We start from the raw sequence: 17,356 nt of genomic DNA, 5'->3' as shown, positions 1-17,356 counted from the left end.
AATAAGGCTATTCGTGAAGAGAGCATCTATAGTGACTTCGAAGTTTAAGGCTGAAGTTAAGACCGATTTGGATAGGGAATTGAATTTGAGAGAAGAGTTAGTTAAAATTGATGGTAATAGGGTGTCAGTTTTTGATGGCGATAAGGAGGTATTCAGTGTGGATAATGTAATAAAACTTTCCTTGGAGACAGGTATAAGCGTGGATAAACTAATAGGCTTTACTTCAGACGGTAAGGAAATTGAGATTGCTTATTTCACCAAGAGAAAAGAGGAATTATTCAAGAAGGTTATTGATGCGTTTAATAAGGGTGAGCAGATAGAAGTAAAGGATGAGAAGAGTGAGGAGGGTGTAAGAGTTGGTGTAGGCACACTAAGGTGGCTTTGGAACATTGCTTCTAGATATAGGAAGACAATGATATTTGGCGCTACTCTTTCCTTAATAACAACTGGCCTTAATCTAGTTCCTCCATACTTACTTAAAATATTAATTGATAGCGTATTATTATCGCCCTCTCACCCTTCCACGCTCTTCATCAACATTATAGTGTATTTAATAGCATCATATTCGGCACTTGCTTTATTATCTTCTATTCAGAATAGAACACTAAACAATCTAGGTTCCAGAATAATAAACGATTTAAGGGAAATACTGTACAAACATGCGATTAACCACGATTATTCATTCATAGAGAGAATATCTCCTAGTAGGATACTCTCTAGACTTACGACTGATGCAGGAAATACAAATTGGCTATTGGTTTGGGGATTGCCGACACTTGTTACCAACTTATTTACAATAATTGGAATAGGAGTGATTTTATTTACATTAAATCCTACGTTAGCAGCTTTCATATTAATCCCAGTACCCGCAATAATATACCTGATCATCTCATATAGAAGAAAGTCCCATAGGCTCTACCATCGAAATTGGAGGAGAAGTGCAGATATTACCTCTAGGATAAATGATACAATACCTAACTTCCTCGTAGTTAGATCCTTTTCCAAAGAGGAATATGAGTCCAAAAGGCTAAGGGAAATGTTAAATAAGCTTTATGAATCCAGTATTGCGATTAATAAGATGAACTCAGTATACTGGCCTTTAATGGGATTCGTAGTTAATCTCTCAACTGTATTAATATGGTGGGTAGGAGGACATGAGGTAATCTCTGGTATTATAGAAATAGGTGTGATAACAGCGTTTATAGCTTACGTTTCCCAGTTTTACGGACCAATCAATAACTTAAGTAACGTTTTGCCATTTATACAACAGTCTTTAACATCTGCAGAGAGGATTAGGGAAGTGTTAGAAGTTAAACCTCAAATAACAAATCCGGAAAACCCTAAGAGACCTAATATGCCTGCTGAGATACGTTTCGAACATGTTTACTTCGGTTATGATCCGCACTTCCCCGTAGTTAAGGATATTAATATTGAAATAAAGCCTGGGGAAAAAGTAGCAATTGTTGGCAAAAGCGGTTCAGGGAAGAGTACGATAGCTAAACTGCTTCTGAGATTCTATGACGTTAATGAGGGTAGAATTCTCATTGATGGCATAGATATTAGAGAAATAGATTTAAATTATCTAAGAAGGAAAGTGGCGTATGTACCTCAAGACGTCGTATTATTTGATACCACGGTAGGATATAACGTTGTATATGGTACAGATAATCTAAGTGAGGTTGACGTAATTAGAGCATGTAAGATTGCCAAAATCCACGATGAGATAGTTAAGTTACCGTTCGCTTATGATACAATTTTAGGGGAAAGGGGAACGTATTTATCAGGAGGACAGAGACAGAGGTTAAGTATTGCGAGGGCAATTATAAAGAATCCAGATGTGTTGATATTTGATGAAGCAACTTCTAATTTGGACGTTACAAGTGAAAGAGAGGTTTACGAAACAATGATGGATGTCTCTAAAGGTAAGACGGTAATAATGATAACGCATAATGTGCATGAGGTTATGAACTCAGATAAGGTTATAGTCTTAAGTAATGGTAAAGTAGTGGAGGAAGGAAAGCCAATTGAGTTACTAAATAAGAAAGGGGAATTCTATAAAATGTTTAAGGAACAGATTAACGAGGAAAATGTCTTCGCCAGAATGAAACAAAATAGCAAAGAGGAGAAAATTATTGTAAACCTTATTGATATTCATAATGTGAAGATAGATCAATCTGTTAGGAGAAGTACCGTAGATGTTATTTATCAAGGGAAGGTGTACCGGGTTTTAGTGCCAAAAATGTTATTTCCAATAACTAAACCAACGTTTATAGGTCTTTATGACGAGAGTGGTAAGGAGATATTCTTGATAGATGATTATACTAAATTGGACGAAAAATCTCGTAAAGTATTAGAGAACGCATTAGCTTATAATAATTTAATATTCCAAGTGAGGAAAATAAACGAGATTAACATAAAGGGTGATCAATTGGAATGGGACGTGGAAACTAATAAAGGTCCAATAAAGGTCTACACGATTGGAAGGAGGAACGTAGTTGTCCTAGATTCTAAAGTAGTTTTGATTGATAAAAACGATAATCTTTACGAAATTGATCTGGATAAGATAGATAGGAAGAGCTTTAAGATACTGGTTGAGACTGTTTAAGAAGCCATTGAGGGATATCTATTTTCACCTCTCTCCCTTCTAAAGCCGATTTGTATATACTTTCTAGTATGGCTACTCCTATAGCACCTTGTTCCGCTGAACATAATGGGTACTCCGGGATTCCCTTTGAAATGGAATCCATGACGGTTCTCCACACCTCTCTATATACGCTTCCTCTTTGTTGTTGAGTTGAAGGTGTACTGAGGAAGAGTTCATCCGCAATATTCCTCATAAAATTTAACATTCCATTATCTATATGTATTCCACCCTTATTTCCTAAAACTACTACTTCCATTTTATTCTCCTTTATATATGAAGCCCAACTCACCTCCATGTAGGCTGATATTTCGTCCCCTAAATTTAAAAAGGCTGAACCAAAATCCTCAACCTCAACCTTAAAGTTAGGCAGATTAGGTGAGGGATAAACTGAGAACTTAGTCTTGTCATTAGAGAAAGCGCTATATGTTTTACCCGTAACACTTTTAGGCATTGGGAAGTCTGAGAGGAAAAGTAATAAATCTACGATATGTGTACCTATGTCAAATACTGCACCACCTTTAGCTAAGTCCTTCTTAATGAATGTCGGTGAGGTAGGTATTCCTCTTTGCCTTATATAAAATCCTCTCATATGGTATATTTTACCTACTTCACCACTTCTTATCAATTTCTTAGCAATTAACATCGCTGGGTTAAACCTATTTTCATGGCCTACAACTAATACCTTATTTCTTTTTCTCGAAGCCTCCACTAGTGTTAAAGCCTCTTGAAATGAAGTAGCCATTGGCTTTTCCACGTAAACATTTGCGTCACTATTTATGGCATCTAATGCTATGGTTGCGTGAAGGCTGTGGGGTACTGCTACTAAAACGAGGTCTGGATTTTCATTTCTTAGCATTTCCTTGTAATCTAAATAACCTTTACACCCTGTTTTTTGAGAGAAATCTTTCACTCTTTTTTCATCTATGTCCGCGCAGTAGTCCACTTTTATCCCCAAGTCAGTTAGTGCTGGAAGATGGCCAGTAGTTACCCATCCTCCTAGCCCTACAATTCCTAATTTCATATCTAACATTTAATTATTAGATTTAAAAACTTTATTTGACGAGCGTTATGTAAAATAAAAAGGACTGCTTTCATATCTTGCTATCTCAACTCACCTGAAAATACACTTGATTGAGCTTGGAGAATTAAAGCTCCTCTAGTTCTATGAAAGCTGAGATCCTTAATTAGTATGATGAAAGAGTGAGATGAACTTCATCCCTCAGAGCTGATGAGAGTCAGTACTTAAATAAACCCGTAATTTGGTAAATAGAATAAAGAGAAATCGGTATTTTCTATAATGAGAGACTGGTTATGTTTAGAAAACCTCTTTTATTTTCAGATACAATAGTGACATTAACATTCTCATTATTCCTATTCCAATTAGCATGATATTTATGCCAACTGCTAAACTGAACCATTCTGAAATAAGATTGAACATTAAACTTGAAATTGTTGAACCTAAAAGTGCGGCAATTCCGTTAAACATGTTGTATAGAGCTATATTAATCCTCTTTTCGTAATAGTCAGAGTGGTCAAATAGGAACGCAGTATAAGAGATTGAGGCGGAGTTCGTAAATCCAGAAACTAGATTAGCAATATATATCTCATAAGGTGTGGTGGAAAATGCATAAGCTAGTGGGAAAGTTGCTAAGGCAAATCTTCCAAAGAACATAACGAATTTTCTATGCCTATCAACTAATCTACCCACGAGCCTCTGTAATGCTAGGGTGGATGTTCCTCCTGTAACGTTAATTACAGCTACTTGAAATTCGTTCATATGGAACTTATACACTTGTGCCAATGGAAAAATCGGCCATGCCATTGACCATACAAATGTAAAGATAAAGTTTGTCAAGATGAATTTTCTTACTTCAAGATTTGATGAAAACAGTTTTATACCATTACCTCTTGCAAACTCCGCATCAACATCTGAATTATAGATTACGTAAGCGTTAAAAGCATATATTAAACCAGAAATGATAAAAAAGTACCGCATTAAGTCTAAATTATTACCTACGATAAATCCAGTTATTAATGTAGCTATTAAACCACCTATTGAGGCGTAAAAGTTATAATATGCTAGTGTTCTTCCTCTATGGGTTGTACTTATTTTATCCAAAATCAGTAACCAACCGAAGTTCGCAGCACCCAGACAAGCACTTATAATCGAGTAAACCAATACGAAATACTCATTGTATATTGCGTAAACTCCTATTAATATCCACAGTAAACCCCCAAATAAACTTCCAATTGCAATTAACTTTTTGGCTTTTATGTACAAATTTGCTAATACATATTGGATTATTCCAGGGAATGCAGTATTGGCAGAGGATACTATTGCCAATAAAGCACCCGTTATTCCATACGATGCAGTAAAGAACGATACGAAGGGATTTACGAGACTAATAGCCAAATTGTTAAGAAGTGAATAGAGTCTCAATGGCTTCAATAGAGGTCATAATGGAGATTAATAGTTTAATCTTTTAAAGTTATTCCCTTTAAAATTTTTTGAAAAAACATATAATGATTAGCTATTTAAAAGTTTTAAAATTAATTCCGGTTTAGTTGGCATTATATAGATGTTTTTACCTATGGCGTCTTCTACGGCATGTAGAATTGTTGGAGTTGCAGCAATGGCTGGCAGCTCTCCAATCCCCTTAGACCCTAATGGGGTGTCTGATTTAGCCAGTGCTAGAGACTTCCACTCCACTTTAACAGCTTCCATAGCAGTGGGAATAACGTAATCGGAGAAGTTGGAAGTTATTAATGAGCCCTCTGTCGAGTAAACAGTTTCCTCATATAGTGCTTGGGAAATACCTTGAAGAGCACCTCCATGAACTTGTCCCTCAGCTAAAAGCGGATTTACAACAACTCCCACATCGTCAATTGCCTTGTACTCTAACACTTTCACAAATCCAGTCTCCCTATCTACCTCTACTAGTGCTATGTGTATTCCATATGGTGAGGTATAAGGTCTAATTGTGTAAGAGTATTCCTCCTCTGGATATACTCCCATACGCAGTGCTTCTCTAGCGGTATCAGCTAAACTCATTTCACCCTTTTTATGGTAGAACTTTCCATTCCTATACTCTATTTCCTCTGGCCTTACACCTAACTTTTCACCTACAACTCTAAGCAACTTCTCTTTTAATCTTATTGAGGCTTCATACACTGCCGAACCTCCAACTGTTAAAGTTGTACTGCCACCCGTTAAACTACCATGGGATATCAAGTCTGTATCTCCCCATAATACATCAATTTGGCTTACATCAACATCAAATATCTCAGCTGCTATTTGTGCAAATGCAGTGGCATCTCCTTGCCCATGTGGAGTAAACCCACTCACGACTTGAATCCTACCATTGGGTGTAAGTTGTACTCTAGCAGTGCCAGTCCCGAAGGACGCTATCTCTGATACAATAGCTACTCCCACTCCAGCTAACTTACCCTTAGCCCTTAACTCGTCACGTTTCCTTAATAGCTCATGATAAAACGGTTTAGCGATTTTTAATGTCTCCCTGTATTTTCCACTGTCATAGTACATTCCAGTCGGAGTATTATAGTGACTTACCTCATCAATTATATTAACTTCCCTAATTTCAAATTGATCAACACCTAAAGCCCTAGCTCCAAGGTTCAGAATCCTCTCTACGAAGTATGTAGCCTCAGGTCTACCAGCACCCCTATATGGACCTATAAACGTCTTATTAGTAGCAACACCTAGTACCTTAACCTTTAGGGCATTAACCTTGTATCTACCTACCAATAATCTAGCTGCCGTAGTGGCCATTCCAAAGGAATCTTCATAAATCTCCCTTATTGGAGCACCTAAATCCATGATCAGAGTTCCTTCTATTCCTAACAATTTTCCCTCCTTATCAAAGGCAGCCTTAAACTTTAACCTCATGTCCCTTCCATGATTTGTCGACATAAACTCTTCAGTCCTAGTATTAAACCACTTTATAGGCTTCCCAGTAAGAACTGCCAAATAGGATATTAGAGCTTCTTCGGGATAAATATAGATTTTACTACCAAATGCTCCTCCAACAAATGGCTGAACTACCCTAACGTCATTTACTCCATATTTTGATAAGAGTTGTATAAGAGTATCCTTTAATCCAAATACATTCTGTGTACTGCTCCATACCGTTAGCCTTCTTCCATCAAAGTAGGCTACAGCACCTCTAGGTTCCATTGCTGATGGAATCACTCTTTGGTTTATGACCTCAGCTTCAACTACCTTATAAGCGTTTTTAAATGCAGAATCTACATCTCCTATCTCTACATTATCCTCTAGAACAATATTTGAGCTCAAGTCGCTTTTAGCTTTATTAACGTTTTTCAACGCTTCCTCAACGTCAATAACTGCAAGTAATGGTTCGTATTCCACTTCTACTTGTTCAGCCAAATCCCTAGCCTTGTATTCATCTTCAGCTAAAACAACTGCTAATGGTTGCCCTTGATAAAGTGCCTCTTCTTTAGCTAATCCGATGAGATCTGGTAAATCTTTAGCAGTGTAGCATAATGCACCTTCTGGGCATCTTATACTCTTTATCTTTGCATGCGCGTACTGGCTTCTTATAAATACTGCGTAAAGTGTACCCTTAAAGTCAATGTCGTACACAAATCTGCCTTTCCCTGTAATTAAAGAGGGATCTTCTATTATCCTCCTAACGGGTCTTCCTATTTCTCTTGGCATGGTTTAAGATATGTTCTTTGTTAATAAAAACTTTATTACGACGGTCTTTTCGTAATACATCTCTTGGTAAACTTAACAAGTAAAGGATAACTATATTAACCTATTCAAAAGAGTTTAAACCTTATCTCTTGAAAGGGAGGCCAGGGCAACTCCCCATTAAATCCCCATAACCCCCTTTTATTACCCCATTTGCCCTGGCCCTATCCCATGGCTATATATTGAAAATCTATGCTTAAAAACTTTACTTTCATCATACTAAGTAAAAAGTACATATTCTATAATTATAGTATAGAAACTCTAAACTTATCAGTTATACTATTAAATGTATTATTTTTAAATGGTGGAATATAATCCTCTAGAGAGTGTCCCAAGTGCAAATAATTGAATAAATCTATGTAAAGGTTTATAGATAATAATTCAAAAGATATCGTGAATTACTGAGAAATTTTGAATTTTCGCTTGAAGCAAAAAGTCGCGTAATACTTAAAGGGAACCGGGACGATGTAGTACCGATTCACATGAAGCATTGGATAGAATACTACAACGGCCCGGTCCCCTATGAACATTTATCAGCAAGGCATAAAACACTTGTGAAAATGAACTACATGCTGATCACGTCTGAAGTGCTGTCGCGTCTCTCTGACCTCTTCATATTGAGAGCGTTAATAGTTATGATTGTGTGGACGTGCTCCTACAGGGACGTGCGGAGCTACTACGAGTCAGACGTGGTGGTAAGGTGGTTCCTAGGCGAGTACAAGTCTAAGTCGGAGATCCATAGGAGGGCAAAGAAATTTAGGGGAGAGGTAAAGACTCTGTTCAAGGAGTACGCCAAGGAGTTGGAGGGGAAGATGAGTAGACTTGCTGACTACTTACCTAGCAGTGCGTTATACGGAAAGGTTGGAAAGCTGTGGATCGTGGATTCCTTCCTAATCGAGGTACCCTTCGGGAAGAGGAACAAGGAAACATTGAAGAAGAAGTTTGAGCTAGACCTAAGGCAGAGGAAGTACAGGGAGGCGGCTAACACGCTCTTCTTTTACATTAAGTGCAAAGTGAGGAGGAGGTTCAAGGGAGAGTTTACAAAGAAGAGGAACAGGAGTTACTTCGGCTTCAAGGTCTTCAACCTCATGTCGCCAACAATGATAGTTCACGAGATTCAAGTGGAGCTGGGGGGCTACTGGGTATAGTTGTGTGAGAAAATATGTAAGCAGAAGGTTAAAAGTCTTCATCAAGACTCACCTGGAACCTTGAAGCGTGGAGTTGTTTGAGATGATATGAGTAATGCCTTATCACCGACATGGGCCTGAACTTCCAACGCGAATTACTTTCATGGATCGAAACGTAGAGATAGACCTCCAAGGAGCGAAGAGAGGGAAAGTAACCTCCGAGCTCCTCCTCGAACCTAGCCAGGGTCGAGTTGAAACTCTCCGACGTGTTATTAGTGTAGAGGTAGTGTCTAATCTCCCTGGGGAAGTTGAGAAAGGAACAATACTTGTCAGCAGCGTCAAGAAGCCTCTTGGCTCGGGCTGGAGAAAAGGGTTGGACAAGTTGGCTGAGGGACAATATAGCCTTCCTTCCCTCCTCCACGTTCCTGGAGGACTTTAGATCCCTAACTCTAATCATTAGTTCCTCCTTCTCCTTGTCTGGGAGGACCCTCATGAGGTTCCTAACCATGTGTGTTATACAGAGCTGGTGTTGAGAGGAGGGAAAGAGCGTGGACACGACGCGATCGAGTCCAGAGAAGTCATCGCTCACGATTACGTCAACCCTGCTGACTCCCCTGCTTACGAGTCCGCTCAAGAAGGACTTCCAACCGTCCAAGTCCTCCCTATCCCTAACTTCGTAGTCCAAGACGAACTTATTCCCTTCTAAGTCAACTCCTATGGCAATGTAAATGGCTCTCTCCATGATCGACTCGCTGATTCTGACCTTTACGATCTTCACATCGATGTAAAGGGCTAGGAGATCGTGAGGTAGTTCGCGGCTCTTGTATTCCTTGAGTTTGTTGGATATTCTCTCGGCAACCCGATTCATTACGATCTCACTATACGGTATTCCCTTGGCTGCTAACACGGCCTTGACTTGACTTGGAGTCATGCCTGATAGAACGAGCTGCTGGAGGAAGTCCTCGTAATCTGGGCTGGTCCTCTCGTACTTCTCCGGAAGGATCTTAGGTCTGAAGCCACCCTTTCTGGTTCTCGGTACTCTGAGTCTTAATACTCCGTCTCCGGTTCCCAGATATCTGAAGTAGGTCCCGTTCTTGTGGTCGTCCTCAACTTCCAGGTAGGCTTCCCTCTCTTCCATCATGGCCTCTTGCAAGATTATCTCCTCTATTTCCCTTAGGCTAACTCCTTCTTTGATTGCCTTTCTTATCTTTTCTCTTATTTCTTCCATTACCTTCATGGTATTACTCTCCCTTATGGTATTACCCCTTCCGGGGTTATTTTTACTTTTTGTCATTATTTTTCACCTTTTGCTACCACAACTATAACTGGTAGCCCCGAGCTGGCCAATTTTCCGGACAATAAGGTTGGCTTCTCTCGCAGCGGTTATAAGGTAGTGGATAGGGGCTTCGTGGGGAAGTCCTCGACCTGGTTGATAGGTTTCTCTAGTTTCAGGAGGTATGTGGAGTTCTTTGGGATCTTCTTGAGGAGGTATTGGAGGCCTTACGCTACTGAAAAGGGTATGGTCGAGCTCTTTGTCTACGTTATCGCGTTGATTTACAACTCCTACATCTACACTTCTGTGTTATCGCGTGTTCCGGAGAGTCAACTCGCCCACTAACTTGTACCGCGAGAGTTGATCAAGGTAGTGTGGACTATGTTGAAAATTCTGTTTTTCTCTATACTTGATTATTTTCCATTACAATATAAGCTTAATCTCTCGTTATACTGAAAGATATAATTATATTTTATTCTTAATTAATTATAAAATTGTTTTTCTATCATACTATATTTATTCAATTATTTGCGCTTGGGACACTCTCTCTAGCTACCTTGGGTATGAAGTCCTCTACTTGCTGTGGATCGAAACTAATCTTCCTCCCATTCTCAGCTGAAAGGTAAGCGTGCATCATAAGTTGGACTATTAATAATCCGTCATACCAATTTTCTAATGGCATTTTACGGGATAGGAAAGACTCAACCATATGCCTATCCTCTCCTTGATACCCGTAAGTTACCGCCTCATCCGATATAATTGGCATTAATCCTTGGTCTGCATTTTGCTTTTCGACAAAAGTTTCAGATGGTGGAAGTTTAATGTTTCTACTGAAGAACGTTGATAGTTCCGATTGTAGAGTATTAATGTTAACACTGTATTCCGGCCCTAACACCTCAACCGATAATCTAAGCCCAGCTCCAACGAAGTTCCACGAAGTCCTGGTCTCAGCCATTATTAAATTCCCTATATCGTCCTCATAAGTTATAACAGTTAATGCGTAATCCTCAGCTGGTTCCTTCACGAAGTCCACGTTATGCCTTTCTTTTAAATGCCTAGCATACTCTTCCTTATTCCACTTTAACGTTTCTATCACAGCGTACACGTGTTTCGGCTTAAGTGAGGATTTATCCTTTGAAGGGTCAGTTAGTAAAAATCTAGTTGCCTCCAAACTGTGACAAGTCATATCTATTAATGCCCCTCCACCAGAAATAGTTGGTTTCCAAAACCAGCTATTATGAGGGCCAGAGTGCTCTTCAGCTGCTCTTGCCAAGTATGGTCTTCCGGAATTCCTCGCCCCCATCTCCCAGATAGCCTCCTTAGCCCTTACCACAGAAGGCATGAAGATCTGATTCTCCAAGTATCCGTGCAGTAGACCAGCCTTCTCCACCAATCTGATCATCTCCTTAGCTTCCTTCACATTTCTAGCTAAGGGTTTTTCTACGGCTATTCCATTTACGTTAGATCTCCCTTGTGAGACCTCTTCGCTAATTAATTTCGTGTATTCTAAATGTGCATCATTGGGGACAGTTAGCCATACTGCATTAATCTCCTTATCTGATAGCATTTTACTAATATCGTCATACACTTTAGGTTTCCCTAATCCCAGTTGTTCGGATAATCCAGCAAATTCTTTAGAAGAGTTTAGATTTCTAGAATAAACTCCCTTAACTTCTACATTTCTAACTCCCACTAATCCCCTTAGATGAAACCTAGCTGAAAACCCGCTTCCTAAAAACGCGATACCTAAAGCCATAAAATAAGTTTGTAACAATAATTAAAAAATATATAGGTTAAACTCTCATTAGACAGCCCGACTTAGCTCTAACTACTCCTTGGCATGAGTCCATATCCTCTTTAACTTTCACGTTAAGTTCATATTCCTTATCCTCCCATGTGTGGTTTAAAACCGCTATTAAGCTCTCTCCTTTTCCTTCAAGGTACTGTATTTCAACACCAAAGTCTTGTTTTGGAAAGCTCTGTTCTATATTGGCTACTCTCCCAATATAATTATAAAGTGATAAGTGGCGTTTATCCATTATCTCGTTGTTTGAGGATATTAACTCTAGAGGTATTGTGGAGAGGATAGCGTTGCCCTTTCCTCTTTTAGCAATGAAAATTACACCATTGTTGTTATCATCTACTCCTATTACTTTAGCATCTTTTTCTTTAAATGAATAGGTGTATAAATTAGATTGTCCCAACTCGTATATATTATTATCTAATCTTATTCTTTCTGGGACCTTAACTCCCTTACTCCCTGCGTAATTGCTGGGGATTACTCCAAAAAGTTCCTCCCATAAGTGTGTTGCAGACAGATGCGTTAGAGTATAGGTTGAGAAGTAGATAGTACTACCATTTTCAACTACCTTTAATAATTTCCTCCACGTCGTTGTAAGTAGTCTAGTAACGGAGGGTATTATTAATAATTTATAACTTGATAAATTTTCATCCTCCTCTCTTGCAAATGTAACTTGAATGTTGGATAGTCTAGCGAACGTAAACGCTTGATTCAATACCCTAGCGAAATCCCATCTCTTGTTTTGCTCGTAAACGAATTGGAAGTTCCTATAAAACCACGAGGGTACTAGTATTGCTGAATCCCTTTTAGGCACTTTATAAGATGATAGCTCAATATCCTTTATTTTGCTACTGAAATCCTTTACCACTTTTGCAGCAATCTTCTCACTTCCATCTTGTCTTATCACTCCAAAGGTTAATTCGTGAGGTTCCCATAGATATGGTTCATCACCCTCCCTCGGGAAGTCAGAAAAACACCATATCAATGCACCATCAGCACCGTAAACTAACGCTCCCCTCAGTATTAATCCTATAAACTTAGCGTGACTTTCCTCAGAGTACAATGAAGTAGGAAATCCAAACTCCTCTAGAATTACCGGCAATCTGGAACTTTGATCGTATTCCAAGGTCATGAAGTATTGAAATGAATGTCTAACTGGATCTTGATCGTACAAATAAATATGTGGAGAGGCATAATCGACAATTCCCTTAACGTTTTCTGGTCTTAAGAAATTGTGGGAAAATGGAGAAACGTTATCTCCAACCGAGACTACGTGTTGGTCATCAATTCCCTTAATGTAACTATACAATTCCTTAAGCCATCTCAAGAACACATCGTCATTTTGTGGTACTCTCACTAATGATATCTCGTTTGTTAGTATCCATCCCATTATTGCCTTACTTTGCTTAAAACTATTCACAACATCTCCTACAAACCTCTTCGTTTGTTCAATCTTGTCGTAAATTGTATTATCAATATCCCATGGGATACCCCAGTTCTTTCCACTCATATGACCTACAATTAAGGTTAATAGAACTTTTATGGAATGCCTTTCCGCCTCTTCAAGAAATCTCCCAATTTTACCTTTACATTCATGTTTCAGATTACCTAGTTGATCTGCGCAATCCTCATCCAATACGAATGCCCTAATAGTGTTTATCCCTAGTTCACTCATTAATTCGAAATCTCTTTTAATTTCTTCAATTTCAAACCTACTCCACATCTTTATATTTGATATCCTAGGCCAATAGTTGAAGCCTAAGATGAACTTTTTCATATTTAAGAATCATAATTTCATATTTATATACTTCTATGCAAGAAGTATATTTATGAGAAGCGTTAACGAGCTTGAAGCGAGACTGATCTTAATACTCGGTAACTCCTTTAGAAATTTAAGGCAATTAAGATGGAATCTTGAAAATCACAATAAGGCTTACCTAGAGGTTGAGGGCAAGGGAAATTCATATTTGGTAATCGTTGACCACAAGGGAAGTGGACTTATTAGACTAAATGGAAAACCGTATTTCGAGTTAGATAGATATCACACGTTAATACCTATTCCCTTTGGTAGTCATAAGATTAGCTTAGAACTTTCAAACTACATGGACTTTGGTGAAAAAGTCGACATTTCACCTGGAATTCCGTTTTATACTGAGATAGACTCTAACGCCTATAGGCTTTACATATACGGATCTCAGATTCTAGACCTGATAAGAAGTATAAATGACAATGAAGTTAAGGACGATTTGAGTAATTCCTTAAGTAAGGCTTTGCGTGAGGCATATTTTGAGTCAATCTCAAAAGAGCAACTATTCGTTCTATCAAAGCTGATAAGAACGACATTGGATGTAAGTAGAATGATTCAAGAGATTGATGATCCCCTTGACATATACAAGGAAGATGAGAATAGGGGTAAATACGAAAGGGCTTTGAACGTTTTGAAGAGTGAATTATCGAGATTAGTTGGCAAGTACGGCAAAAGAGGGGAGTTAGTGGGTACTGGTCATGCCCATATCGACACTGCATGGCTGTGGCCATTTGATGAGACTAGAAGGAAAGTTTTAAGAACGTTTTCAACTATTTTAACACTCTTAGATAAGTACGACTTTCACTTCATTCAAAGCGCTGCAATATATTATGAGTGGATAAAGGCAGATTCTCCAGAACTATTTGAAAGGATAAAGGAAAAGGTTAAGGAAGGGAAGTGGGAGTTAGCAGCACTATACGTTGAATCGGATGCAAATATGGTCTCAGGCGAATCGTTGGCTAGGCAGTTCTTGTACTCTCAGAGGTTCTATCTAGAGAACTTCGGAAGAATTGCCAATATTTTATGGTTGCCAGATACCTTTGGATTTTCAGCATCATTGCCTCAGATAGCCAAATTGGGTGGAGTAAAGGCTTTCGCAACTCATAAAGTCTTTTGGAACGATACCAACGCATTTCCATTCAATGTTTTCCAATGGGTAGGGCCAAATGGTGATCGATTACCTGCAGTTACCTTTGGCCACGGAAAGGGAGGATATAATTCTGACTTTTCAGCTTCAAGCGTATTAGAACAGTACAATAACTGGGCTCAAAAGGATCAACCAATCCTATATTCTTATGGATACGGTGATGGAGGAGGAGGACCAAACGAGGATATGTTAATTAGAGCCGAGGCAATTAACCTTTTACCTATATTACCTAAGGTTGAATTAAGTGGTGTAAATGATTATATACAAAGGATAGTTCCAGTGGAAGAATGGAGAGGGGAATTATATTTAGAAACCCACAGGGGTGTATTAACATCACATTCAAAAATGAAATTGCTTAATAGGATGGCAGAAATCGCGTTAAGGGAAGCTGAGCTATGGAGCACTTTGGCTAGGACTTATGATAAAGAAGTATTTATCAAATTATGGAAGGTAGTATTAAAGGATCAATTTCATGACGTTTTGCCGGGATCAGCTATAAAAGACGTTTACAAGGTAGCTTATCAAGAATTAGAAGATGTGATAAATAGGGCTAATAATATTGCATATGAGGCAATGCAGAAGCTAGTTGGCGGTAATGGCGATAAGACATTTGTGTTTAATTCACTATCATGGGATAGGGAGGAGTTCGTGGAGGTTAATGGCAAATTAGTTAAGGTTAAGGTTCCATCAGTAGGCTTCTCGTTGTTGGAACCTCTTGAAGTTAGGGATAAAGTCACAGTTAGTGAAAACAAAGATGAGTATCTTATTGAGAACAAATACTATAGGATAAGGGTAAGTAAAATTGGACAGCTTCTGTCAATATTCGATAAGGAAGCTAATAGGGAGGTTTTAAAGGATAGGGGTAACCTACTAGTCGCGTATGAGAATATTCCAGGGTGGGCAGATGCGTGGGATATTGAGAAGGGATTTGAGGAGACTCATTTTGAAATTAAGGCCTCTTCATCAGAGATAGTCAATAATGATGGTATTGTAGCTTCAATTAAATTTTCCTATAAATTTAGGAGATCAGAAATTATTCAAATCATCCGTGTTTACGCTGATAGTAGAAGGATTGACTTCATAACTACATTGAAGATGAAGGATAGGGAAGTATTAATAAAGAGTTGGTTTAAATTTGACCTAAACGTGGAGAGGGCAGTTTCCGATATTCCCTTTGGAGTTGTTGAGAGGTTCACATGGACTAATACTAGCTGGGATAAGGCTAGGTTTGAAGTTCCAATCCAAAAATTTGTTGACTTCTCTGAGAGCGATTATGGCGTTGCATTGCTTAATAACGGAAAGTATGGGGCAACGTTGAGAGGTTCTTCAGTCGGTTTGAGTTTGACTAAAACTCCAATATATCCAGATCCCTCTACTGATCTAGAGGAAATCACTTTCGTTTATTCGTTATATCCCCACGTTGGTGATTGGAAGAGGGCTGAGGTGGTTAAGAGGGCTTATGAGCTAAACGTACCATTGAGAGTAGTTGGGGGAATTAGTGAGGTTAAAAGTGAGAGCTTCATTAGGGTTAGCGATAAGTTGATTTTAGAGGCTGTGAAAGTTGCTGAGGGCGATAGTAATAGCATTATATTAAGGCTTTACGAATACGAGAATACCAGAGGAGAAGCTGTTGTTGAACTACCTTTTAATGTGATTGAAGCTAGGAGTCTTGACTTGCTAGAGCTGAATGAGATTTCGAGGGACATTAGAACAGATGGTAATAGGATTAAGGTAAAATATAAGAATAGGGATATCCTCACAATAAGTGTGAGGGGTTAAATGAAAAAGGTAAGTATAGTTACTGGAGGGGCTAAGGGAATAGGTGCAGCAATAGGTTATAGGTTGGGGAAGCAAGGGTATGCAGTAGTTATTGCTGACATAGACGAAAACGCTGGCAAGTATAGGGAGAACCATTTTAGGAGTGAGGGAATAGATTCCTTTTTCATTAAGACTGATGTTTCGTCGGAAATGGACGTCTCAAATATGGTTGAAAGGGTCTATGATAGATATGGGAGGATTGATGCCCTTGTTAATAACGCTGGTATAGGATTTAGTGGAAAGAGTATAGAAGAACAAACTTTGCATGAATGGAGGAGAGTGATTGAGACAAATTTGACCGGAGTCTGGCTTTGTTCCAAATACGTAGTGAAGTATATGAAGAATACTGGTGGGGTTATCGTAAACGTAGCATCAACTAGGGCTTTCCAATCGGAACCGAACACTGAGCCTTATTCAGCCTCTAAGGGTGGTATAATTGCATTAACCCACTCCTTGGCTGTTAGTCTAAGTAAGTACAATATAAGGGTGGTTTCCATAAGTCCAGGGTGGATTGATACTAGTAGTTGGCAAGTCCCTCCTAGAGAGTCATATCTATCTAGTTTGGATCATGGACAACATCTGACTAAAAGAGTTGGAAAGCCTGAAGATGTAGCCTCATTAGTTGCATTTTTAGTGTCTGACGATGCTTCATGGATTAGCGGTGTGAATTTCACAATAGATGGAGGGATGACAGTTAAAATGATATATATTGATGAGAACGTTATTCAAGACTCCTTAACTATGCTATTTAATGACGTAGAGTTCTCATATCAGATTAGAAAATTAATTGAAAAAATTAGAAAAGCAGATAATAAGGAAAATATAAAAAGTAAATTAGATGAGTTCTTAAAGCTATTGTGAACTATGTTTACCATACAATGAGGCTAAATGCCTTAGAGCTAAATAAATCCTCTTGACCATTAAAAATACTTCATATGTGATAGGTTCTCTAATCCTCTCTATTTCTTATGAATGCAATTCCGATTAATAAGAGGTTAATAAGA

9 protein-coding genes and 2 pseudogenes are annotated in these 17,356 nt (G+C 38.6%); 5 read left to right on the top strand and 6 right to left on the bottom strand.

The annotated features are described in order from the left end of the window. Positions 1-13 precede the first annotated feature (13 nt). Positions 14-2,605, top strand: a complete 2,592-nt coding sequence (locus tag YN1551_RS02025) for an ABC transporter transmembrane domain-containing protein (RefSeq protein ID WP_012716641.1) — start codon at positions 14-16, stop codon at positions 2,603-2,605. On the opposite strand, the gene YN1551_RS02020 is transcribed toward YN1551_RS02025, so the two are convergent. The 3 genes from YN1551_RS02020 to YN1551_RS02010 all read right to left on the bottom strand — a co-directional run bounded on the left by YN1551_RS02020 (position 2,580) and on the right by YN1551_RS02010 (position 7,343). Then, complete coding sequence (locus YN1551_RS02020) at positions 2,580-3,674, bottom strand: Gfo/Idh/MocA family protein (RefSeq protein ID WP_012714369.1); 1,095 nt, start codon at positions 3,672-3,674, stop codon at positions 2,580-2,582. The genes YN1551_RS02025 and YN1551_RS02020 overlap by 26 nt on opposite strands. 285 nt (positions 3,675-3,959) lie before the next feature. Beyond that, a complete protein-coding gene (locus YN1551_RS02015; protein WP_012716642.1) occupies positions 3,960-5,093 on the bottom strand; it encodes an MFS transporter in 1,134 nt (377 codons plus the stop codon). 78 nt (positions 5,094-5,171) lie between these two features. Then, entirely contained in the window at positions 5,172-7,343 is a 2,172-nt protein-coding gene (locus YN1551_RS02010) for a xanthine dehydrogenase family protein molybdopterin-binding subunit (protein WP_012716643.1), read from the bottom strand. Positions 7,344-7,861: 518 nt separating this feature from the next. On the opposite strand from YN1551_RS02010, the pseudogene YN1551_RS02005 reads away from it, so the two are divergent. Continuing rightward, positions 7,862-8,518, top strand: a pseudogene (locus YN1551_RS02005) (IS5-like element ISC1290 family transposase); the annotation flags it as partial. Between the two features lie 37 nt (positions 8,519-8,555). Here the strand turns inward: YN1551_RS02005 and YN1551_RS02000 are convergent. Continuing rightward, complete coding sequence (locus tag YN1551_RS02000) at positions 8,556-9,800, bottom strand: IS256-like element ISC1332 family transposase (RefSeq protein ID WP_012715675.1); 1,245 nt, start codon at positions 9,798-9,800, stop codon at positions 8,556-8,558. Positions 9,801-9,842: 42 nt separating this feature from the next. On the opposite strand from YN1551_RS02000, the pseudogene YN1551_RS01995 reads away from it, so the two are divergent. After that, a pseudogene (locus YN1551_RS01995) lies at positions 9,843-10,124 on the top strand (IS5/IS1182 family transposase); the annotation flags it as partial. Positions 10,125-10,299: 175 nt separating this feature from the next. On the opposite strand, the gene YN1551_RS01990 reads toward YN1551_RS01995, so the two are convergent. Together YN1551_RS01990 and YN1551_RS01985 are read right to left on the bottom strand one after the other, a co-directional pair. Continuing rightward, a complete protein-coding gene (locus tag YN1551_RS01990) occupies positions 10,300-11,535 on the bottom strand; it encodes a Gfo/Idh/MocA family protein (protein ID WP_012717096.1) in 1,236 nt (411 codons plus the stop codon). 37 nt (positions 11,536-11,572) lie between these two features. Then, complete coding sequence (locus YN1551_RS01985) at positions 11,573-13,357, bottom strand: glycoside hydrolase 5 family protein (protein WP_012716644.1); 1,785 nt, start codon at positions 13,355-13,357, stop codon at positions 11,573-11,575. Between YN1551_RS01985 and YN1551_RS01980 the strand changes: the two genes are divergently transcribed. Further along, a complete protein-coding gene (locus tag YN1551_RS01980; protein WP_012716645.1) occupies positions 13,344-16,313 on the top strand; it encodes an alpha-mannosidase in 2,970 nt (989 codons plus the stop codon). The two genes, YN1551_RS01985 and YN1551_RS01980, sit on opposite strands and share 14 nt — an antisense overlap. Continuing rightward, a complete protein-coding gene (locus YN1551_RS01975; RefSeq protein WP_012714375.1) occupies positions 16,314-17,213 on the top strand; it encodes an SDR family oxidoreductase in 900 nt (299 codons plus the stop codon). It abuts the gene before it with no gap. Positions 17,214-17,356: the final 143 nt, after the last annotated feature.

This window comes from Sulfolobus islandicus Y.N.15.51 (assembly GCF_000022485.1).
In the GTDB taxonomy this organism is placed as follows: Archaea; Thermoproteota; Thermoprotei_A; order Sulfolobales; family Sulfolobaceae; genus Saccharolobus; species Saccharolobus islandicus.
Note: the sequence above shows the minus strand (reverse complement) of the source record. Positions and strands in the feature narration are given on the sequence as shown.